The organism is Shewanella sp. M-Br, from assembly GCF_036245925.1.
GTDB lineage: Bacteria > Pseudomonadota > Gammaproteobacteria > Enterobacterales > Shewanellaceae > Shewanella > Shewanella oncorhynchi.
Genome location: NZ_BJBV01000033.1, coordinates 16,343 through 36,915, shown reverse-complemented (window position 1 = coordinate 36,915; position 20,573 = coordinate 16,343). Strand labels below are relative to the sequence as shown.

At 44.6% G+C, this 20,573-nt stretch carries 19 protein-coding genes; 8 read left to right on the top strand and 11 right to left on the bottom strand.

Translation table 11 applies throughout. From position 1 onward, the window contains the following. The first annotated feature begins 81 nt into the window (after positions 1 to 81). The 4 genes from folB to AAA952_RS20965 all read left to right on the top strand — a co-directional run bounded on the left by folB (position 82) and on the right by AAA952_RS20965 (position 2,784). Positions 82 to 432 carry a dihydroneopterin aldolase gene (gene folB / locus AAA952_RS20980; RefSeq protein WP_131523061.1) on the top strand — a complete coding sequence of 117 codons (351 nt, stop codon included), beginning with the start codon at positions 82 to 84 and terminating at the stop codon, positions 430 to 432. Positions 433 to 500: 68 nt separating this feature from the next. Continuing rightward, the gene (gene folK, locus AAA952_RS20975; protein WP_113940689.1) at positions 501 to 1,004 is read left to right on the top strand and encodes a 2-amino-4-hydroxy-6-hydroxymethyldihydropteridine diphosphokinase; all 504 of its coding nucleotides are present in this window, start codon (positions 501 to 503) and stop codon (positions 1,002 to 1,004) included. Between the two features lie 18 nt (positions 1,005 to 1,022). Beyond that, positions 1,023 to 1,823, top strand: coding sequence for an undecaprenyl-diphosphate phosphatase (locus AAA952_RS20970; protein WP_113940688.1), 801 nt, complete (start codon positions 1,023 to 1,025; stop codon positions 1,821 to 1,823). A 118-nt stretch (positions 1,824 to 1,941) separates the two neighbouring features. Continuing rightward, positions 1,942 to 2,784, top strand: a complete 843-nt coding sequence (locus tag AAA952_RS20965; protein ID WP_338259372.1) for a putative RNA methyltransferase — start codon at positions 1,942 to 1,944, stop codon at positions 2,782 to 2,784. 623 nt (positions 2,785 to 3,407) lie between these two features. Here AAA952_RS20965 and AAA952_RS20960 read toward each other — a convergent pair. Then, positions 3,408 to 3,674 carry an Lpp/OprI family alanine-zipper lipoprotein gene (locus tag AAA952_RS20960; protein ID WP_006080732.1) on the bottom strand — a complete coding sequence of 89 codons (267 nt, stop codon included), beginning with the start codon at positions 3,672 to 3,674 and terminating at the stop codon, positions 3,408 to 3,410. A 233-nt stretch (positions 3,675 to 3,907) separates the two neighbouring features. After that, positions 3,908 to 5,158 carry a multifunctional CCA addition/repair protein gene (locus tag AAA952_RS20955; protein ID WP_338259369.1) on the bottom strand — a complete coding sequence of 417 codons (1,251 nt, stop codon included), beginning with the start codon at positions 5,156 to 5,158 and terminating at the stop codon, positions 3,908 to 3,910. A gap of 178 nt (positions 5,159 to 5,336) precedes the next feature. On the opposite strand from AAA952_RS20955, the gene AAA952_RS20950 reads away from it, so the two are divergent. Together AAA952_RS20950 and AAA952_RS20945 are read left to right on the top strand one after the other, a co-directional pair. Beyond that, entirely contained in the window at positions 5,337 to 7,010 is a 1,674-nt protein-coding gene (locus tag AAA952_RS20950; protein ID WP_338259367.1) for an ExeA family protein, read from the top strand. Further along, positions 7,010 to 8,095 (top strand): general secretion pathway protein GspB, encoded by a 1,086-nt coding sequence (locus AAA952_RS20945; RefSeq protein ID WP_338259365.1) that lies wholly within the window; start codon positions 7,010 to 7,012, stop codon positions 8,093 to 8,095. The genes AAA952_RS20950 and AAA952_RS20945 overlap by 1 nt, the downstream gene beginning before the upstream one ends. 107 nt (positions 8,096 to 8,202) lie before the next feature. Here AAA952_RS20945 and nhaD read toward each other — a convergent pair whose 3' ends face one another. From nhaD to AAA952_RS20925, 4 genes are all read right to left on the bottom strand, one after another. Then, the gene (nhaD, locus tag AAA952_RS20940) at positions 8,203 to 9,450 is read right to left on the bottom strand and encodes a sodium:proton antiporter NhaD (protein WP_028760859.1); all 1,248 of its coding nucleotides are present in this window, start codon (positions 9,448 to 9,450) and stop codon (positions 8,203 to 8,205) included. A gap of 798 nt (positions 9,451 to 10,248) precedes the next feature. Then, positions 10,249 to 11,541 carry a glutamate-1-semialdehyde 2,1-aminomutase gene (gene hemL / locus AAA952_RS20935; RefSeq protein WP_338259364.1) on the bottom strand — a complete coding sequence of 431 codons (1,293 nt, stop codon included), beginning with the start codon at positions 11,539 to 11,541 and terminating at the stop codon, positions 10,249 to 10,251. Between the two features lie 26 nt (positions 11,542 to 11,567). Then, entirely contained in the window at positions 11,568 to 12,587 is a 1,020-nt protein-coding gene (locus AAA952_RS20930) for an aspartate carbamoyltransferase (RefSeq protein ID WP_113940696.1), read from the bottom strand. A gap of 231 nt (positions 12,588 to 12,818) precedes the next feature. Next, complete coding sequence (locus AAA952_RS20925; RefSeq protein WP_338259361.1) at positions 12,819 to 14,543, bottom strand: chloride channel protein; 1,725 nt, start codon at positions 14,541 to 14,543, stop codon at positions 12,819 to 12,821. 74 nt (positions 14,544 to 14,617) lie between these two features. On the opposite strand from AAA952_RS20925, the gene AAA952_RS20920 reads away from it, so the two are divergent. Both AAA952_RS20920 and erpA read left to right on the top strand, forming a co-directional pair. After that, entirely contained in the window at positions 14,618 to 15,421 is an 804-nt protein-coding gene (locus tag AAA952_RS20920) for a DUF6776 family protein (RefSeq protein WP_105249880.1), read from the top strand. After that, positions 15,414 to 15,764 (top strand): iron-sulfur cluster insertion protein ErpA, encoded by a 351-nt coding sequence (gene erpA, locus AAA952_RS20915; protein WP_006080742.1) that lies wholly within the window; start codon positions 15,414 to 15,416, stop codon positions 15,762 to 15,764. The genes AAA952_RS20920 and erpA overlap by 8 nt, the downstream gene beginning before the upstream one ends. 115 nt (positions 15,765 to 15,879) lie before the next feature. Here the strand turns inward: erpA and AAA952_RS20910 are convergent, their stop codons facing one another. The 5 genes from AAA952_RS20910 to AAA952_RS20890 form a co-directional block, all read right to left on the bottom strand. After that, positions 15,880 to 16,329 (bottom strand): hypothetical protein, encoded by a 450-nt coding sequence (locus AAA952_RS20910; protein WP_168823456.1) that lies wholly within the window; start codon positions 16,327 to 16,329, stop codon positions 15,880 to 15,882. Positions 16,330 to 16,354: 25 nt separating this feature from the next. After that, positions 16,355 to 16,735, bottom strand: a complete 381-nt coding sequence (locus AAA952_RS20905) for a DUF2750 domain-containing protein (RefSeq protein ID WP_028760853.1) — start codon at positions 16,733 to 16,735, stop codon at positions 16,355 to 16,357. 164 nt (positions 16,736 to 16,899) lie between these two features. Continuing rightward, on the bottom strand, positions 16,900 to 17,595 hold the full coding sequence (gene aqpZ / locus AAA952_RS20900) for an aquaporin Z (RefSeq protein WP_338259356.1): 696 nt from the start codon (positions 17,593 to 17,595) through the stop codon (positions 16,900 to 16,902). A 435-nt stretch (positions 17,596 to 18,030) separates the two neighbouring features. Continuing rightward, complete coding sequence (locus tag AAA952_RS20895) at positions 18,031 to 19,140, bottom strand: anhydro-N-acetylmuramic acid kinase (protein ID WP_263236505.1); 1,110 nt, start codon at positions 19,138 to 19,140, stop codon at positions 18,031 to 18,033. 20 nt (positions 19,141 to 19,160) lie between these two features. Further along, complete coding sequence (locus AAA952_RS20890) at positions 19,161 to 20,567, bottom strand: peptidoglycan DD-metalloendopeptidase family protein (protein ID WP_338259352.1); 1,407 nt, start codon at positions 20,565 to 20,567, stop codon at positions 19,161 to 19,163. Positions 20,568 to 20,573 lie beyond the last annotated feature (6 nt).

The following is a 20,573-nucleotide window of genomic DNA, read 5'->3' as shown; positions in this document are numbered from 1 at the left end:
CTGTCAGAAGATTGCGGATTATACAGCTAGGATCGCTTTTAGCTTATCAGACCTCATAGTAGTAAGTTAGTTGGAGAAAGCATGGATAAAGTACTTATACGGCAATTACGCGTTGATACTGTGATTGGTGTCTATGAGTGGGAAAAGACAATCCATCAGAGCCTGTTGCTAGATTTAGATATGGCGTGGGATAACAAACCTGCCGCCGCGACAGACGATTATCAATATGCGCTTTGCTATGAGACAGTTTCCAATCGATTAACAGAACTTATTACTGAGCATCCAATCGAGTTAATCGAAACGGTTGCCGAGCGCGTGGCGGATTGCTTACTTCAAGAATTTAACGTGACTTGGGTGAAAGTTGTCGTGATGAAGCCGGGGGCAGTAGCCACTGCCGCGTTTGTTGGCGTTGAGATAGAGCGCTCACGTTAGATAAGAGTTTGATCAACTCGACTGTTGATTAAGAAATCATGTTTATCTTCAGATAAATTGGACATTGCATGGCACGTATTTATATCAGTCTAGGTAGTAATATCGAGCCTGAACAACATCTGCAAGCGGGATTAATATCGCTGCGAGCGTGTTTTGGGCCGCTGCGCCTCTCTTCTATGTATGAAAGTGAAGCGGTAGGTTTTAGTGGCACTAACTTTTTGAATATGGTTGCTAGTGCTGAAACTGATCTTAATATTGCTGCGGTAGTTGCGCAGTTTAAGCAAATCGAGCAGAATCACGGCCGGCTTGTCGGGGCGAAGAAATTTAGCCCAAGAACTTTAGATTTAGACCTGCTGCTTTATGACCATGTGGTATGTGAAACGCCCGTTACGCTCCCCCGTGCAGAGATAGTTAATAATGCCTTTGTGTTATGGCCATTAGCCGAGTTAGCGCCGGAATTGATTCATCCCGTGGTTGATAAAAGCTATGCCAGTTTGTGGCAAGAGTATGATAAAGAGTCACAGCGACTTTGGCCTGTGATGTTTGAATGGCCCCAAGGGCTGACGTTTTAATTTATTGATAGGATTGTCATGGATACGTTTCAGGTCATTATTTTAGCGCTTATTCAAGGGCTAACTGAGTTTTTGCCTATTTCTAGTTCTGCCCACTTAATTCTGCCTGCTCAGCTTTTAGGCTGGGAAGATCAAGGTTTGTCATTCGACGTGGCGGTGAATACAGGGTCGTTATTTGCTGTGGTGATTTATTTTAGACACGAGTTATGGACTATGTTTAATGCTTGGGTTGCAAGCATTTTTAAAGGTCAGCAATCCGAAGACAGCAAGCTGGCATGGTGGATTATTCTGGCGACGTTACCTGCTGTATTTTTTGGTTTTATGGCTAAGGATTTTATTGCAACTCACCTGCGTAATACAGAGGTTATCGCGGTCACGACAGTCGTTTTTGGTTTATTGCTGTGGTGGGCTGATAAGATGTCGCGCCGCGATTTAACAATCTATCAGACTGGATGGCGCAAAGCTTTGTTAATTGGTTTCGCGCAGGCGCTTGCTTTAATCCCTGGAACTTCACGTTCTGGTGCCACTATGACAGCGGCGCTAATGCTAGGTTTGAGTCGAGATGCTGCGGCTCGTTTTTCATTCTTAATGTCAGTGCCTGTGAGCTTAGGCGCGGCAATTTTAGTGGGTAAAGATTTGGCGGAAAGCGCGCTGCCAATTGATTATCAAGCATTGATCTTAGGCACTTTTATTTCCTTTGTTGCAGCTTATGCATGTATTCATTATTTCTTGAAAATCATCAGCCGCATGGGAATGACCCCGTTTGTTATTTACCGTTTGGCACTGGGTGCTGTGTTGTGTGGATTTATTTTTTTGTAGTCATTCCAGTTTAGTCATCATAGTGAAATTATGAATAATAGAATCGGGTCAAGTACCCGATTTTTGTTTTTGGAGCTTCCTCTTTTTTCTGAAGCTTAACTTATTTTTGGAGCTTTATATGGGTCTCGAATATCAGTGTCCAACCTGCGGACTTACGTTAAAACAACATAAAGCCTCCCAAGGTTTTTATTGTGCGAATAAGCATCACTTTGATCGAAATGAGCAAGGGTATTGGGTTTTTACTAAACCACAACGCCAAAAGCCGACAGGGGATTCGCGCGAGCAAGTTAGGGCTAAGCGTTTTCTTCTCGAATCAGGCATCTTTTCGCCTTTAATCGATAAATTGGCTGAGATAATCACCGGCTCTATCAAGCCTGACGCTTGTTTATTGGATTATGAATGCGCTGAGGGCTTCTATTTGCGTGCTTTAGCTTCCAAGTTGGCAGAGGTCGAAAATCCGCGAAACGTCCAGTACGTGGGTGTAGCGGACGCAGAAAATGCTATTTTTGCTGCAGCAAAAGCGCAGACTCCTGGGATCTTGTGTTTAAGCTCTTCTAAAAAATTACCCTTCGCCGATAATTGTGTGGATTTTATTACTGTTATTGATAGGCCGTTAAAGGGAAAAGAGTCTGTCAGGGTATTGAAAGACGATGGGACCATGTTACTGGTTATGCCTGGGCCACGACATCTATGGCAACTCAGAGAATATATTTATTCCGACTTGGCTGAAAAACCTTTCCAAGTGAATTTACCTTCAGCATTATTGGTAAAAGAAACTCAGTCACTGCGCTTCACCTTATCTGTTACCGGTGAGCAGGCATTAACGTTATTGGATATGGCACCCTATGCGTGGCGTGCAACTGACAAGATGAAACACGATATTCAAGCTAATCATTTTGAGTCGCTAGAAATTGATTATGTATTAGTCTTAGCACATAAACGCGTGAATGAATCGCTATAGGTTAAAACTTGCAGTCGATGCGGTTAATTTTAAGACAATTCATAGGCTTAGTTAGATGGTTTTTTGATGTTTTAAAAGGCTATATTACTCAAGTCTATGATTCTGTTTGACGTTTTTATGTTATTTTTATGTTGGATAGGCTGAAGGTGTTATTGTTTTTAACTTTAGGCCTATTTGTTCAGTGACAAATACAACCTTCTTATTGCCTTTGTTTCCCCATATAGCCTCGATTTTTTTATCTATAGCTGTGCTTTAAATTAATAGCTTTCATTTCCCATAAATACATTTTTTATGATAAATGAGGCTGATTGTTAGGGATGCTTAAAAACGTAAACGAGAAGTTTAGATTAATAACGCGACTTTATTTAAAAGAGGGATAGCACTCGTTTATACAGAAGTATGCCAAGGCTAACTTTTAGGGGGGAGGTAGGCGAATCGCCTTTAACATGCCTTTGGAAGTTTAAAATCAATTTAGCGATTTTGTATTGCCGCATTCGCTATTCTTTGCATGGCAATCTTGAATTGCAGGTATAAAAAAAGGCTTAGATTGATGTGCTTATCGCTTTCATCTTTCTTAAGCCTTTTGTCTTAACTTACTAAATAGTAAGCTAAATTACCTTTCATTACTTCTTGTAACGAGAAGCAACGTTGTCTAAACGGTCGTTTGCGCGTTTAGCTTCTGCTTGTGCGTCCATAGATGCTGCTTTTGCATCTTTAACGTCTGCAGACAGTTTGCTTTGCTCTGATTTCAGAGAACCAACATCAGCTGACAATTGATCAACTTTGTTGCCCAGAGTTGCAACGCTTTCTTCCAGAGCAGTAGTGTTCGCGCAACCACCTAGTAGGGCAGTCATTGCTAAACCAGCAATCATCAGTACTTTTTTGTTCATTGTAAAAAATCCCTTAAAATAGGTTGGATTTGAATGTTTCGTTACTTTGTAAGCGAAACTGCCTAATTATGACATAGCTATTTTAATTTGCTACGAATATTAATGTGTTTAACCACTATAGGCATATAAATTTTTTTTAAAAGCTTTTTTTCTATGTGATATCGACATTTCTAATCGTAAAAAGGGGCATTATTCACCATGCAGTGATGCACGACTTACAAATCCTTTACAAATTACTGGTTGTCCATCGGCAGTTTTGTTTGCATTTTTTGTTTAAACTGACTGACGGCTTCAACTCGATGTAAATTTAAGGCTTGTTTTATCTCTGCGCCTTGGAAACCAGTGGCAATGATGGCGGCAATATCGACATTATTGGCGACAGTGAAGCACTGAGTTAAATACTCTCCCTGAGGATATGGGATGTTTTCAAATCCTGTGCGGCCGCGCATATCTGCGGTGCAAGCTAATATAAGTTGCGTTAAGCGCTCTGGTTTACGCCAAAAGTCAGCTTTATCGAATATTTTAACGATAGTTTCGGCTCTGAGCTCGAATGCCTGATGGACGTTCTGATGTTGGTCGCTGACGAGTAACGCCAGATCGCGTGCCTCATTCGGTACTCGTAAACGTGTACAGAGGGCTTTTATGAGTGGCAAGCCTTTCTGGCCATGGCCGTGATGCTTTGGTAAATGCTCTTTTGGACTCAGTGCTTTGCCCAAATCATGTACTAGGGCGGCAAACCGAACGCTTTTATCCTCAGTCAGCAGTGCGGCTTGAGCTAGCACCATTAAGGTATGCACGCCAGTATCTATTTCAGGATGCCATTTTTCAGGTTGAGGTATGCCAAATAAGGCGTGAATTTCAGGGAATAGGACTTCGAGTGCGGCACATTGGTGCAGTACCTCAAAAAAGACCTCTGGGTGAGGTCCGCCTAAACTTTTATCAACTTCTTGCCAAACTCGCTCCGCCGTTAAAGCGCTAAGCTCATCGCTTGCGCTAATTTGACGCATCAGAGCCAGGGTTTCTGCGGCAATTTGAAATCCTAAGGCATGAAACCTTGCGGCAAAGCGGGCGACGCGTAACACTCGCAGTGGATCTTCAACGAAAGCATCCGACACATGGCGTAACAGGCGCGCGTTAATATCCTCAATACCATTAAAAGGATCATATAAGTTGCCCTTTTCATCTTGGGCGATGGCATTGATGGTTAGATCTCGGCGCAACAAATCTTGCTCTAAAGTCACATCAGGGCTGGCGTGGCAACTAAAACCACCATAACCCAGACCAATTTTTCGTTCGGTTCGGGCTAAAGCATATTCTTGTTGATTTTTGGGGTGTAGAAATACGGGGAAATCTTTACCCACTTGGCGGTAACCCTGTTGCAGCATTTGTTCTGGTGTTGCTCCAACGACGAGGTAATCTTTATCTTTAATGGGAAGATTGAGCAGGCTGTCACGTACAGCACCGCCGACGAGATATATTTTCACAGGCAAGATTCGGCTAATGTGTCATAAACATAGCTTATCATGCCCATTAAGGTGATAGATAAAGTCGTCGCGAGATATTTGCGCACTTATGTGTCACATTGATGTTGCGGATATTTTGACAATAACATTGGGACGCTTTAACGTGGGGCGTTATTTTTAAATTAGGATGATTGGTGGTATGTACAAGGCCTTTTACGGACTCAGCGATAACCCTTTTTCGATTGCACCCAATCCCCATTATTTGTTTTTGAGTGATAGGCACAGAGAGGCGTTGGCCCATTTAACCTACGGGTTAGGGGAAACGGGCGGCTTTGTGTTGCTAACAGGGGAAGTTGGCACGGGTAAAACGACAGTATCTCGATGTTTACTTGGGCAATTGCCCGATAATACCGACACCGCATTTATCCTTAATCCGTCGCTAACAGAGCTCGAGTTACTCGCCACGCTTTGCGATGAACTTAAGATTTCCTACGGCGACAATCCCACACTCAAGCAGTTGACCGACCACTTGAGTCGTTTTTTATTGGACAATCACAGCAAAGGTCGTAATACCGTGCTCATCATTGATGAAGCGCAGCATTTACGCCCTGAAGTGCTGGAGCAATTGCGTCTTCTGACTAATTTGGAGACGGACACTAAGAAGTTACTGCAGGTGATTTTAATCGGTCAGCCGGAATTACAGCTGTTATTGAAGCGCCAAGAATTGCGTCAGTTAGCTCAGCGGATCACGGCTCGTTATCATTTATTGCCGCTCAATGAAGATGAAATCGCCCTCTATGTGCTGCATCGTTTGCAAGTGGCAGGGCGGTTTGAGCCTTTATTCACCCGTAAAGCCGTTAACGTTTTGCAGAAATACAGTGGCGGCATCCCTCGATTAATTAACCTTTTATGTGAACGTTCACTGATGGCAGGCTATGCACAATCGCGGGTGCCCATAGATCATCATATGGTGCGGCAAGCCGCGGCTGAAGTATTAGGTGAAGAAGAACCGACTCAAAATAGATATCTGTGGCCGACAGCAACCGCTGCGGCGTTATGTGTTGCGTTTGGTGTGTCTTATTGGTTATTTACTGATAACTCAGTCAATACGGCGCCAGCGTCCAATTTGGTTACTGAGTCTGTGCCAACAAATGTGGCGTCATTAAATGCTCAAACCTTGGGCGGGGAAGACATCGCTGATAAGTCAGTAAAACCGACTAATCAACCAAGCGGTCAGACTTCCATTCCCGATCCTAATCAACGTCTGTTAAACGAGGCGATTAATCAGAGTCGCAATATCGATACTGCTTTTGCAGGTTTGTTTAGCGTGTGGGGCAAAGTGCCCTATAAAGGCTTGACAGCTTGCCAATCGGCGGTTGAGCAAGGATTAGCTTGCTATCAACAGCAGGGTAACTGGATGTCACTGACTCGGCTTAATTATCCGGCTGTCGTGTATTTGGTTGATGACAAGCAACAAGATTTTTATGGTGCAGTGCTTGCGGTAGAGGGGGAACAATTACTGATGCAACTGGGTGAGCAACAACTTTGGGTTGATAGAGCTTGGTTTAATCAACATTTCAGTGGCACCTTCGAAATATTATGGCAAGCACCTAATTTGCCTATGATGGATATCAGTCAAAAATCGAGTCCTGGTCAATTACAGTGGTTAGAGAATGCGTTAGCCCATGTGAATGGTCGTAGCCCCCGTCGGGTTAATCAATTTGATGTGCAATTGGAAAATGATCTTAAAACCTTCCAAAGTCAGCATGGATTAAAAGCCGATGGTATTGCAGGGAATCAAACATTAGTGAGATTAAATTTGTATTTAAGTCAGCAAGGCCCAAGGTTAACTGATGATGGGGCGCGCAGCTGATGTCCATTTTACTCGATGCCGTAACCCGCAATAAACAACAGCAACAATCACCGTTACCTGATGCTGTGATGACGCCAAGGGCGAATTATCCACAGCCTCGTAAATCGGGTGTGCCGATAGGAAAACTGTCTATATTAGTCGTTGCAGTTGCCGCAGGAATCGGTGTGGCTTGGGGATTAAGCGTTTGGGATAAAACTCGACTTCCTCAAAGTGATACTGTGGCAGTGGCTAACGTACTGCCATCAACGTCATCATTGCCAGCTTCGACTGGGATTAAAAATGAGCTTCAGTCTAACTCGGTTGGATCTGCCTCTGAGCTCCAAGTTGAGCCCAGTGCTGCTTCAGGTGTTCGGCTTGCTGGGAAAGTAGCGCTTCCTCGGACGCAGACTTTACCCGAGCTAACGGTATCGCCGCAATTTCAGGCTGAGACTGTAGTATCAAATGCGCCTCAAATGAATGCTAGCGCGAATATAACGACCAATTCTGTTGGCATGCCGGCTCAAAGTGATAGCAATTCGGGTTTTAGTGATTCAAGCTACGCAGATTATATGTCGACGTCAGCCCAAGTCGATGCGGCAAGTCAGGAAGCGGTTGTGCCAGCAGAGACGCAAGCACAGCAGCCTATGATGTTAGGTGCTAATGCCAATGAGTCGGGTCTAGCGAGTCTTGAAGCCCTGCGTCAACAAGTCAGTGCCGCGGCGGAAGATGTCGGTTTAGAGACCAATAAAAGTCGCGATGAAGATAAGTTAGTGGCTTCCTTTCAAAATGCATTAAAGGATGTGGAATATGTTAATGCTGCAGAGACGAATGTCACTGAAGCTAAATTAGATCCTATCCCTAAAACTGCTATGGATGAAATTCCGAAATATGGCCAATTACCTGCAGGTCTGCAATTGCAAGTGCCTGAATTTAATATCGTTGCTCATGTTTATTCCAGCGACCCTGCCCAGAGATGGCTGAATGTAGACGGTGCCGAGTTACAAGAAGGGGATATGATTGCTGGTAAGCTGAAAATCATCTCTATCCGTCCAAGGGACATAGTGTTAGATATTCAAGGAACCCAGTTTAAGGTGCCCGCAATCTAATCAGGTATTACGATAAGTCATGCTAGCGGTTATTTGTGGTAACAATGAATAAGTAGTTGATAAAAAAGGCGCACTAGGCGCCTTTTTTGATCTTAGCCAATCTCAACTTAATCAAACAGTCTGTTGGCTAAGAATAGGGTCAGTGCGTAACCGACGCTGTAGCAGAGGAAAAGTGCAGGAACATATTTCAAGTAACTCACAAAAGTCAGTTCTTTTACTTTACTCATGGCTACAATACCTGATGCTGAACCGATAATCAGCAGTGAACCACCGACTCCGACGCTGTAAGTCAAGCCAAGCCATTCAGGAGTACTCAGTACTGGATTGGCTTTTAACAATGCCGCCGTTAGCGGTACGTTATCAATTAAGGCTGAGCCCATACCCGTGACGAAGTTAGAGATGTTTGGATTAAACTGAGTATAAGCTTCAGTCAACATGTCTAAGGTGCCAATTTCTTTAAGCATACCAACGAGCAGTAAAATACCTAAGAAGAACAACAGGGTGTCGTATTCAACTTGGCGAATATACTCTAGGATCTTGATTTCTTCTTTATCACTGCGCGTGGTATGGCCAATCAGGAACATAATTGATAGACCCGTTAAGAAGGTTAACACTGGCGGGATACCAAACAATATGTTGAGTAGCATGGTCATTAAAATGGTGCAGAAGAAGACGAGGGCAATCAATACATCAACGGTTTGATAAGTATGTTTGATTGGCGTCGTGCTCACAACACCTTCGGCTTTGAGTGAGAACAGGGTTGCCAGTAAAATCACGCTGACGGCTGAAGGGATAAACAACATCAATAGTTCAGACATATGCACATGTCCAGCTAAGAAGATCATCAGTGTCGTTACATCACCAGTGATCAGGGCTACACCGCCTGAGTTCACCGCGAAGATAATCAACACTGCCATTCTACGGCGCATTTGCTTGTCGAGTTTAAAGGTGGTTAATAAACCTAAAGACACTAAAGTCGCGGTGACGTTATCACAAAATGCTGAGAGCACGAGTGCAAACAGGGCAACTTGGATCATTAACATACGCACTGATACTTTCTGCGGAAACAGCTTTTGCACCATGATTTGGATCATACCCTTAGCATTCAAATATGCTACGAAGGTCATGGTCGACATCAGAAAGAGCCAAAGTGTGGCAATCTCGAGCAAATTTTCATTGAGCTGATGGGCAACGATTTTCTCATTAGCCGGTTCCCCTGCAGCCATAAACAGCGCTACCCAAGAGATACAACCAAAGAATAAGGTGGTTTTTGCTTTATTAAGGTGGGTCACTTCTTCGAAAATAATACTGAGCAATGCGAGCACGGCCAGTAAGATGAGAAAGGTATTTAACATAACTGCAATTCCAACTGCTGTTTTGATGTCGTAGGGCGACTTGAGTCAACCTAAAGATTGGGCATATCAAGGCTAAATTAAGCTAGCCGTGTTAGCGCGTGCGGATCAGAACATAATGGGCTAGAGAACGCAACTGTTAGCTGTAACTCAATTTAATGCTTCTTTGTGATGTCCATCTCATGCTTTTTGGTTGCTAATTAGTTTTATATATTGGTTATTGTGATTATTGTAGCGTTATTAACTGTATTGTTTGATTTGATTACCGCGTTAAAAGTGAGATCTACGATTAAAGTCTAAGCAGTTAGTTTGCATATTCTTCAATTAATTTTTATTCAGGTCGATATTCCTGAATTGTCATGCCTATGTAGGCAGGCATTTTTAATGCTTGCCTTTTGAATGAGTGCCACTCGGAAGTAGAGTGCTCTTAGCACTCAGTCCCGCAGAATTCTGCGTTTTGAGCTTGTTTGGGTATCAATACTGGATATTGTGTTTTTGGAGTAGAGGAAAATGACATTTGTTATCTGGAGTCTTTTGCTTTTAGGCTCACTCGTTTGGTTAACGTATTGTGGTAAGCGACTTATTGCGCTGGGCGTGATGGGTTGGCCTTAGCACGTTATTGAGCATATCCACTTGACCTTACAATTCATGGCGGCTGGGATAATATTTAAATCGGCTTTAGGTTCTAAAAAGTCTGATCGTTATTAAAGCGACACAAAGCTAACTAAATCGAATAAAAGCAAAGGGACGCATTGGCGTCCCTTTGTTATGTTTAAACGGCTTAAATACTAAAGCTTAGGCTTAGCTTGCCGCTTTCATGCTTGCCAATACGCGATCTGCCGCTTCTAAGGTTAAGCGCATCTCTTCTTCGCCATGAGCCATTGACAGGAAGCCAGCTTCATAGGCACTTGGCGCCAAGTAAACACCTTCATCTAGCATGCCGTGGTAGAAAATACGGAACTGTTCGATATTGCATTGGGTCACTTGGTCGAAACGAGTGATCTCGGGTTGTTCCGTGAAGAAGAAACCGAACATACCACCAACATAGTTGATCGCCATTGGAATACCGTGCTTATCCGCAGCCGCTTTAAAGCCTTCTGCAATACGTTTGGTTTTCGCGCTCAGCGCTTCGTACAGACCTTCTTCACACAGGGCCTCCATTTGTGCCAGACCCGCTGACATTGCAATGGGGTTACCCGATAACGTACCCGCTTGGTAAACCGGACCCGTAGGGGCGATAAATTGCATCACATCTTTACGGCCACCGAAAGCCCCCACTGGCATGCCGCCACCAATCACTTTACCAAGTGTGGTTAAGTCTGGTGTGACGCCGTAGTAACCTTGAGCGCCACTTAGTGATACGCGAAAACCTGTCATCACTTCATCGATGATCAACAGCGCGCCAAACTCATCACACATATCACGCAGGCCTTGAAGGAAACCTGGGACAGGTGGAATGCAGTTCATGTTGCCAGCAACGGGCTCGATGATGATGCAAGAAATGTCAGTTGGATACTGCTCGAACAGGGTTCTTACAGAATCTAAATCGTTATACACAGCGGTTAAGGTGTGCTTGGCAAAATCTTCAGGAATACCGGGTGAGCTAGGTTGACCTAACGTTAACGCGCCAGAACCGGCTTTCACTAACAGGCAATCTGCGTGGCCGTGGTAGCAGCCTTCAAATTTTAAGATCTTGTCACGATTGGTAAAACCGCGTGCTAAACGGATAGCACTCATAGTGGCTTCTGTACCTGAACTCACCATGCGTACTTGCTCGATAGAAGGCACCATAGAGATGACTTTTTCGGCCATTTGCACTTCAAGCTCAGTTGGCGCACCAAAAGATAAGCCATTTTCTACCGCTGCTAATACAGCTGCACGGATTTTAGGATGGTTGTGGCCGAGGATCATCGGGCCCCAAGAACCGACATAGTCGATATAAGCTTTGCCATCGGCATCGTAAATATAAGCGCCGTTAGCTTTTTCAATAAACAGGGGCGAACCGCCTACACCATTAAATGCACGAACCGGAGAGTTAACGCCGCCGGGGATGGTTTTTTTAGCCTGTTCAAATAGCGCTTCGGAACGGGTCATGTTTAGTCCTTAAAGTCTGTAGCCAATTAGCGATCGGCTTTACGTGAATACCAATTAACCGGACACTCATATTTTTCGAGTTGATTATCAACGCCGAGTGTCAATGCAAACAAAGCCATGCGAATTAACAGCCCATTATCTGCCTGTCTGAAGATAGCGAGATTGGGATGGCTATTTAAATCATTATCTAACTCATTGGCTTGTGCACGTGAATCCCTTGGAAGCGGATGCATAATGACAGTGTTAGATTTGCAATGCTGAGTGTAAATACTGCGATTTAAGCGGAACTTGCCGCGATACTTATTTGCTTCTTCCTGTGAAGGGAAGCGTTCTTCTTGAATGCGGGTGAGATACAGAATATCTGCTTTATCTAAATGGCCTTCAAGCTGGTCGGTTATTTTGATGCTATGGCCAGCATTTTCAATGTCGGAGATCACATAATCAGGCATCGCTAATTCAGCAGGTGAAATCAGTGTGAAACTGATGTTCTTATACATGCAGAGTAAGCGCGACAGTGAATGCACAGTACGGCCAAATTTTAAGTCGCCGACCATAGCGATGTGCATGCCATCGATACCGCGGCCAGCACACTTGAGTTCTTTTTGGATAGTGTATAAATCGAGTAGAGCTTGGGTCGGATGTTCGTTCGAACCATCGCCGCCGTTGATCACTGGGACGCGGCTGCCTTCAGCAAACTCTTTGACCGAGTAAGAGTCTGGATGGCGCATGGCAATGACATCAGAATAGGTGGATAACACCCGCGCCGTATCGTACAGGGATTCACCTTTAGATAAAGACGATGAAGCCATGCCTGTGGTTTCACGTACATGGCCGCCGAGCAAGTTAAAGGCACAACCAAAACTCACGCGGGTACGGGTACTAGGTTCGAAAAACAGGTTACCTAAAATGGCGCCATCGAGCACATTATTGCGCTTCTCTCGAAGTGCATAGGGCATCATGCGGCTAGCGACATTAAAAATAGTTTGGATTGAGTCAAGATCTAACTGGTTTACGGAGAGGATATGAGATCCTTCGAACTGATTCATCAGCCTGTTTTCCAATTTGCTAGGGGGCATTTTAAGCAGCGGTATCGCGCTTATCTGCCCTGATGTTATGTAGGGTGGCTGAGGCGCGATTGTAGCAGAAGCACTGGGGCAACGAAATAGCCACATTGCCACTGTGTTAGATTTTTGCGATGAAGCCCAAAGCTTTTAATCTGCCGCCTCACGTTTGAATCAAAATTAGGTATTGAATAGCGGCTAGATTTTGAAGCGATATTAGGCTTGGCCTGAACGAATCTCCTGTTGTAGGTTCGACCAACTGATCACCCCAACCACATTGTCTGGTGTATCTTGATAGATAAACACCTCACCGCAGCGTTTGGGCGACAATAGTGAATAGACTTCATTGAGGGTGGTGCTGTCGCTTAGCCCTTGCATGGGATGGCGTGATAGCGTGGTACTGTTATCATAGGATTGCATTTCAAGACTAAGCATTTCGATAATGCCATCGGCATTGCGGACTAGCACAGGGCGACCTTCGGCGCGTTTTAGCACTTCGAGTAACAATTCATCGTTGTTATTGACGATAACAAAGCGTTTATCCATTAAGGCTCGTACGCCTTTTTTCTGCAGTGCTAAATTCACGGGGGCGACCTTATAACCTAGTCCCATAATTTCTAATTGCTTAAAGAAAATGGAGTCAGTCTTAAAACCCTGATAAGCAATTAAAAAAGCCGGAATTGTTACAAACATTGCCGGTAAAATAATGCTGGCGTCATTAGTCATTTCTAACAGGGCGACTAAGGCGGCCAGCGGCGCGCTTAAACACACGCCCATCATGGCTGTCATGCCGATCACAGTGTAAAGCCCTACATAAGGGGCGATGGACGGGAATAAGATAGCGCTGATCAGCGCCAAAATCGCCCCGAGCAGCGCGCCGATACCATAAAGTGGACCAATTAAACCGCCGGGAATACCTAAGCCAATCGCCGCAATAGTGGCGATGGTTTTGGCAAATAACAGGGCGATTAACAGCAACAGGCTTGGATGTTGGCTAATAGCTTCACTAATGGCGAGATCGCCCGTGCCAAGGGCTTGCGGCAACACGAGACCGATTAGGGTGGTGACACTACCCGCCAATAATAGTCGGTAAATCAGTGGCCAGTTTTGCCCCGTCGCGGTGACTTTTAAGAGTGAGTAATTAAACAGCGCCGCGGCGCAGCCTAATACCACGCCGCCGATGGCGAGAATAGGGTAATGGTCTAAGGGAATATGGATCACTTGAATACGGTCAAATTCGTGCACATTACCAAACACCAGTTGGCTTGAAACTGCGCCACAAATTGCTGATAGCATAATCGGGAAAAAGTAATGGATTTTGTATTCATGTACTATCACTTCGAGTACAAAAATCACCGCCGCCAAGGGCGCGTTAAAAGTGGCGGCAATCCCTGCTGCAATGCCACTGGCACACATGATGCGTACGCTATTATCGGGAAGATTGAATTTTTCAGCAAGAAAACTGGCGCTGACAGCACCCAGATGAATGGCTGGACCTTCACGGCCGACTGAGAAATTTGTGCCAAGGGCAAAGAGTGCTTGAAAAAATTGCCCAGCGGCGGATTGTAGGGGGATTTTACCATAATGCAGTTTAACTCTATGTAACACATAGGCTATTCCCATACGTTTGTAGCGTTTGGAGCCCAGCTTCGCCACTATCCAAATTAATATTGCGCCTAAAAGGGGTAACAGGGCTCGCCAGTCGGCGACGTTCCCCGTAAAATCCAGCGCCTGTATTTGGGTGTAATGATTAGCCCAAACGAGCAAGAGTCGAAACAGTAAGATCACACAGGATGCAAAAATAGCAAATAACAGTGCCAGTATGCACAGCTGTGCACTGATGCGGGCTTGAGATAAATGGTCACGTAGCTCATTGGTTAAATACTTTTTGGCTGTGACTATGGCATGTTGGATAGCGACTTTATTTATCGTTAATTGCACTACATTGGCCTGAGTTGTATTGTATCGAACTCGTTCTTGAGTTGATTGTATTTTATATAAGGGGCTGTTACCTAATGCCAAATTATCATCGTTGGCTAGATCGGCTGCAAGTGATGGATCTCAAGTATCGTCCATCTTCAGTGTATTTATCGCTTTTAGTGTTAGTTTCTATTCTTTTTGGGGCTTGGATAAGTTTTCTGCTATTAAGCAGCGATGAGCCTGTTGTTAAGCATATCAGCAGCAAGACTCAACGCTTGACCGCTGAGTTAGAGGCACAGACCCAACTACTTGCGACCCGAAATTTAGAGCTGTCCGTTGAGCGAGAGGCTAATACCCAAATGCAAGAAATGTTTGGCCAGCAAATGAAAAAGCAAAAAGAATTGGAACATGAGCTGGCGTTTTACCGCAGTATTATGACACCAGATGATAATGCTGAAGGTGTCGCTATTCACGGACTTGAAATGACGCCGGGCGCTTTGGCCGATGAATATCATCTCAAGTTGGTGTTGACTCAGTTGCAAAAGCGTAAGCAAGCTATTCAAGGCCGAACAGAATTGACGCTCATTGGTGTGCAAGATGGCAAATCTGTTAGCTTGAGTGTGAACAAACTCACGGGTTCTAAGTTGGAATTTGATTTTCGCTATTTTCAAGTCATAGATACCAAGGTCACTGTTCCTGCTGGCTTTAATTTACAACAAGTGAAAGTCAAAGTGCTGGTGCCTTCGAGCCGCTGGACTAAGAATTCGCAGACCGAACATGTCTATAGTGCCCCTGAGTTATTACAGGGTGAAAAAGAACCACGGGTAATACTTGAACAAAACAGTCAGGTAAAGGATAATTTGCCCCAGAAAACTGATGTAAGAGGTAGTAATGACTGATCAAGCTGATACAGCAATGCCAATCCAATTTACCGATGCGGCAGCCGCCAAGGTGAAAGGTTTGCTGGAAGAAGAGCAAAATCCTGCACTTAAGCTACGAGTCTATGTGACTGGTGGTGGTTGTTCTGGATTTCAGTACGGCTTTACCTTTGATGAAAAGGTCAATGACGGCGATTTTACGATAGAAAAACAAGGCGTTCTCTTGGTTGTTGATCCTATGAGCCTACAATATTTAGTCGGTGGTGAAGTGGATTACACTTCAGGGCTGGAAGGTTCTCGCTTCTTCGTGAAAAACCCTAACGCAACCACAACTTGTGGCTGTGGTGCCAGTTTCTCTGTGTAAAAATTTTTTCTGTTTAATGATGACTAACTTTGCATCTTTTTAGGCGTGGAGTGAGATCAAAAAAGCCGTCGCAATGACGGCTTTTTGTTGGGCTAAATTTATTTTCTACAAGAGCTTAGCTCATGATGTTCAGGTTAAGCTTAGGTTTAAACCATGCCTTTACCTTTTTATCAAAGGCTATCCAAACTTGCAGTAATGACAAGACGATCAAAGCGATAAAAATCACATAGTCAGGCAGTTTTCCCTGCCATTCACCTAAGTACACTGTCGTTGGACCTACCACTAAGTTGCCCGGATCGTACATGATCACTGGCAGCATGCTAATCAATCCAAGCTGCACGACTGTGTAGCCGCGCAGCATGATAAGCCCTGCTTTTTGCCGACCGATAATGGCAATCACCATCAGGAGGGTTAGCAGACAAAATAACACCCCTTGTTTAGCGATTAAGCCACTCACTGACGCAACAACATACACTAGCAATAGGGCAATGAGTCGTTTCGGAAAGTGCTGACTCAGGGCTGTACTTGCCTCTGGTGTCGGTATCGCCGATTTTTGCTCGCTCATAGGCATTCTCGTTTAGCGATAGTGATTAGTGGCTTTGCTTAGGCGCTAATCTTTGATCTAACTCATAAGGCGGGATTACCACACCTAAATCATCTAATACAGGGAATACGGCGACAAAGAGGTCGTCATCTTCCATGCCTGGCACCCATCTTTCGTGAAATTCGTCGAGTGGAATCGCTAACGTTTGGCAATCACTCCATTCATCCACAGCCCAAGAATCAGCGGCTTCTTCGGTTGGCCACATTGGGATGCAATCTTCTTCTTCAGTGGTTAACATCACGCAACCGTCTTGGTCTTGTAATGTCCAAAGTATTTTGTGTTCTTTAACTTGTTCAACGAGGTAATCGTAACGGGCTTCTGGCGTCATTGCTGCTGTCTCAGCGAGGTTTTTAACAGTCTTGCTCATGAAAAATATCTCTTTTGCTTGGATAGGGCGAAGCCTGTTGTGTCTCTAATGTAAAAACCTAGGGCACAGCAAAATTCGCCAGTTGGCTAAATGGTAACATTAGAGCGGGATTAGAAAAAGAACAACAGCGCCAAGAGAGCGCTGTTGTGTTAGATCTTCGGCTTTTATTCTTCCGCACGGAAGTAGCGATAGATAAAGCCCGCCAAAATGGCGCCGACAATCGGTGCTACCCAGAACAACCAGAGTTGTGATACCGCCCAGTCACCGACAAACAGTGCAGGGCCTGTGCTACGCGCTGGGTTCACCGAAGTATTGGACACAGGAATACTAATAAGGTGAATTAAGGTTAAACCTAACCCTATGGCAATTGGGGCAAATCCCTTAGGCGCTCGCTCATCGGTGGCGCCTAAAATAATAATCAAGAAGAACAGTGTCATAACGATTTCACAAATCATCACCGACAGCATGCTATAGCCACCTGGTGAGTGCTCACCAAAACCGTTAGAGGCAAATCCGCCAGCGAGTGAAAATCCCTCTTGTCCTGAAGCGATGAGATACAAGATGCCTGCGCCAACAATTCCACCCGCGACTTGGGCTATGATATAGGGCAATAATTCAGCTGCCGGAAAACGTCCCCCAGCCCAAAGGCCGAATGACACTGCAGGGTTGAGATGACAACCTGAAATATGGCCAATCGCAAAGGCCATGGTTAATACGGTTAATCCAAAAGCTAAAGCGACGCCGAGTAAGCCTATGCCCACTTCTGGAAATGCGGCGGCAAGTACTGCACTACCACAGCCTCCAAGGACTAACCACAAGGTGCCGAGAAATTCTGCCGCCATTTTTTGTGACATGTTCATTGTTTGATTTCCTATTCTTTTAAAGACGCTTGCTTGTTAATCAGTGCGTCTTTATTCCTAATTTACCTGCCTATTTAACGGATCTTGTCTGAGTGAGCAAAATCGCGCTGTAGACATGAGTTCCCTTAAAACCAGTTTCTTATTGGACGCCTATGAGGCTATTCCTAAGTGTTTGAGCTGTTTAGAGCAATATGCTGTATCCGTTTTTACTATAGTGAGACTTGATTAAGCTTCAGTGACGAAACTTTTTTACAAATGCTTCTGTCACTAAATGCTTCAGTAATTAAGAATAGATGGCTTTAAAATAGCTGCTGATTTTCTTGATAAATTTAGGCAGGAAGAGGGGGGAAAGATTAGTTTTTCTTTTAAAGACAACAAGAGCTTCATGTAGAAGCTCTTGTTTAGGTTATCGCTTGAGTATTTTGCGAAGGCCAATTACTTAGCGCTAAATCGTCCGCCGAGTACGGCTTCGCGGGAGGCGCCTGTTACTGCAGGGAGATTAGCGGGTAAACCTAAGTGATTGCGCATGGCGAGCCAGGCAAAGGCGATGCCTTCTGCCCACTTAGGATCGACGCCAAGGGCCGAGGTAGTATCCAGCTTATAACCTGGTAATAAGGCTGCAAGACGCTGCATCAGTTGACCATTAAATGCACCGCCGCCACAGACGAATAATTCTCCTTCATTGGATAGTTTTATAATGTCTTGGGCTATGCTGTGGCAGGTTAAATCCAATAAAGTTGATTGAATATCTTCTTCATCTAAATGATTAAAGGGCGATAATTGCTGCTCTAACCAAGCTTGGTTAAACAGTTCGCGACCAGTGCTTTTAGGGTAAGCAAGGGAAAAATACGGATGCGAAAGCAACTGAGTTAATAAGCTTTGATCAGTTTTCCCGGATGCAGCCCATTCGCCATTTTTATCGAAGGGTTCACTTTTAACCTGTTGCATCCAGGCATCAATTAAGGTGTTGCCTGGCCCTGTATCAAAGCCTAAGACTTCTTCACTATTGCCCGGCAGATAGGTGATATTGGCAATACCACCAATATTGAGGATGACACGTTTTTTACCGACTTGGGCAAAGGTTTGCTGGTGGAATGCGGGTACTAAGGGCGCACCTTGTCCACCAAGGGCAATATCTTTGCGACGAAAATCGGCAATGACATCTATGCCTGTTTCGGTCGCAATAGTATTAGGATCGCCAATTTGTAAGGTAAAACCCACTTCGAGGTTTGGCATATGGCGCACAGTTTGACCATGGCTACCAATGGCGATGATATCTTCTTTCGCAATAGCACATTTAGCCATCAGATTATTGACTGCTAAGGCAAACAGCTGACCCACATTTCGATCTAAACGGCCGAGGCGGTTAATTTCATCTGAGCTGGGTAAGCACAGGCGCTGTAGACCTTTGAGTAAATGGCTCGGAATAGCTTCGGTATGACTGGCGATAAGCTGCGGCTGCGCGCCAGAAAAGTCGACCAATACTGCATCGACACCGTCCATGCTGGTGCCTGACATAAGTCCAATATAATAAGCGTTTTTCATTGGGAGGAATCCATCCGTCGTTATTGCATTGCCAATTGCGTTTGCTTGTTTTGCGAAAGTGTAGTCATCAATTGCTTGCTAAGTGCATCGAATTGATTTTTTTCTTTTCTCGCAATTGATTCGGATTTCGGTAGCGTAATCGTTCTCGGGTTGCGGTGTACGCCATTGACGATAAATTCGTAATGTAAATGAGCCCCTGTGACACGGCCTGTTTTACCTAAAGTACCAATAATTTGTCCTTGCTTAACGTTGGCGCCTTTGCTGACATTACGTTTTGTGAGGTGTAGATATTTGGTGGTATAGGTATCGTTATGTTTAATAAACACATAGTTACCGTTGAATTGATTATAACCAGACTCAATAACGCGTCCACTACCCGCAGCTTTAATGGGCGTGCCAATGGCTGCGACATAGTCTACACCCCGATGGGCTTTGACTTGGCCTGTCACTGGGTGCAAACGTCTTGGGTTAAAGTTGGAGCTGACATACTTAAAATCGACCGGTGAGCGCAGGAAGGCTTTACGCATACTAGTTCCATTTTCGGAATAGTAGTTACCGTCGGTATAGCGAATGGCAGTATAGCGTTCATCTTGGTTAACAAATTCTGCAGCTAAGATATTGCCATTACGCAAAAATTCACCATCGGCATATTCTTGCTCGTAAATAATGGCGAAGCTGTCGCCTTCGCGTAAGTCTAAGGCAAAGTCGATATCCCAGCCGAATACGGTCGATAATTGTAATATCTGGTTGGCAGACATGCCCGCATCCACGGCGGCATTCCAGAAATTGCTCTTAATTTTGGCACTGGTGAAATGGTTGCGGATTTCCACATCCTTTTCGGAGATTTTTTCGTTGTATTGCTCTTGGCTTTTAGTGATGACTAGCGTGGAAATAGCATCGACCCGATAACGTACTTCAGTCAAATTACTGTTTGCATCCTTTGAAATCACAATTTCTTCGCCCGGCATTATCTTAAGTAAGTTTTGCTTGGCTAAAGGCAACTGGGTTATTTCATAAACGTCTTTGCTGGTTAAGCCTGCGCGATCAAATACCGCGGCTAAAGTATCACCATTTTTGACGTTAAAATGTTCGACATCTCTGTGGAGAGCGCTTTCGTGGGATCCTGCGGCTTGATTATTAGCTCCATCAGCAGCAAGCGCATCGGGTGAAGATAATGGTTCAGCTGTTGTCGGAGCATTATCTGTTTGACCTTCTGGCAACTCAGGGCGTTCAGGCGAGCGAAAAGCTAAGGGCACATCATAACGGGTGTTGATTTGAGCTTGGTCATCAATGCTAGTGGTTTGTCTTGAAGCTTGCGCTTCTTCAGAAGGTAGAAGCATGGTTATCATTGTGATAACTGAAAGAATGCTAAGGAGAATTTGATGCTTTTTAGGCAACAATTTAAATAACGTTATAACCTTTCCCATTGACGC

Bases quoted from the DNA above. Each gene is read 5' to 3' on its own strand.
- AAA952_RS20970 (WP_113940688.1), top strand. From the start codon at position 1,023: ATGGATACGTTTCAGGTCATTATTTTAGCGCTTATTCAAGGGCTAACT.
- hemL (WP_338259364.1), bottom strand. From the start codon at position 11,541: ATGACCCGTTCCGAAGCGCTATTTGAACAGGCTAAAAAAACCATCCCC.
- AAA952_RS20920 (WP_105249880.1), top strand. From the start codon at position 14,618: ATGCCAAATTATCATCGTTGGCTAGATCGGCTGCAAGTGATGGATCTC.
- AAA952_RS20910 (WP_168823456.1), bottom strand. From the start codon at position 16,329: ATGAGCGAGCAAAAATCGGCGATACCGACACCAGAGGCAAGTACAGCC.
- folB (WP_131523061.1), top strand. From the start codon at position 82: ATGGATAAAGTACTTATACGGCAATTACGCGTTGATACTGTGATTGGT.
- AAA952_RS20905 (WP_028760853.1), bottom strand. From the start codon at position 16,735: ATGAGCAAGACTGTTAAAAACCTCGCTGAGACAGCAGCAATGACGCCA.
- aqpZ (WP_338259356.1), bottom strand. From the start codon at position 17,595: ATGAACATGTCACAAAAAATGGCGGCAGAATTTCTCGGCACCTTGTGG.
- AAA952_RS20960 (WP_006080732.1), bottom strand. From the start codon at position 3,674: ATGAACAAAAAAGTACTGATGATTGCTGGTTTAGCAATGACTGCCCTA.
- folK (WP_113940689.1), top strand. From the start codon at position 501: ATGGCACGTATTTATATCAGTCTAGGTAGTAATATCGAGCCTGAACAA.
- AAA952_RS20895 (WP_263236505.1), bottom strand. From the start codon at position 19,140: ATGAAAAACGCTTATTATATTGGACTTATGTCAGGCACCAGCATGGAC.
- AAA952_RS20930 (WP_113940696.1), bottom strand. From the start codon at position 12,587: ATGAATCAGTTCGAAGGATCTCATATCCTCTCCGTAAACCAGTTAGAT.
- AAA952_RS20965 (WP_338259372.1), top strand. From the start codon at position 1,942: ATGGGTCTCGAATATCAGTGTCCAACCTGCGGACTTACGTTAAAACAA.
- AAA952_RS20950 (WP_338259367.1), top strand. From the start codon at position 5,337: ATGTACAAGGCCTTTTACGGACTCAGCGATAACCCTTTTTCGATTGCA.
- nhaD (WP_028760859.1), bottom strand. From the start codon at position 9,450: ATGTTAAATACCTTTCTCATCTTACTGGCCGTGCTCGCATTGCTCAGT.
- AAA952_RS20945 (WP_338259365.1), top strand. From the start codon at position 7,010: ATGTCCATTTTACTCGATGCCGTAACCCGCAATAAACAACAGCAACAA.
- erpA (WP_006080742.1), top strand. From the start codon at position 15,414: ATGACTGATCAAGCTGATACAGCAATGCCAATCCAATTTACCGATGCG.
- AAA952_RS20890 (WP_338259352.1), bottom strand. From the start codon at position 20,567: ATGGGAAAGGTTATAACGTTATTTAAATTGTTGCCTAAAAAGCATCAA.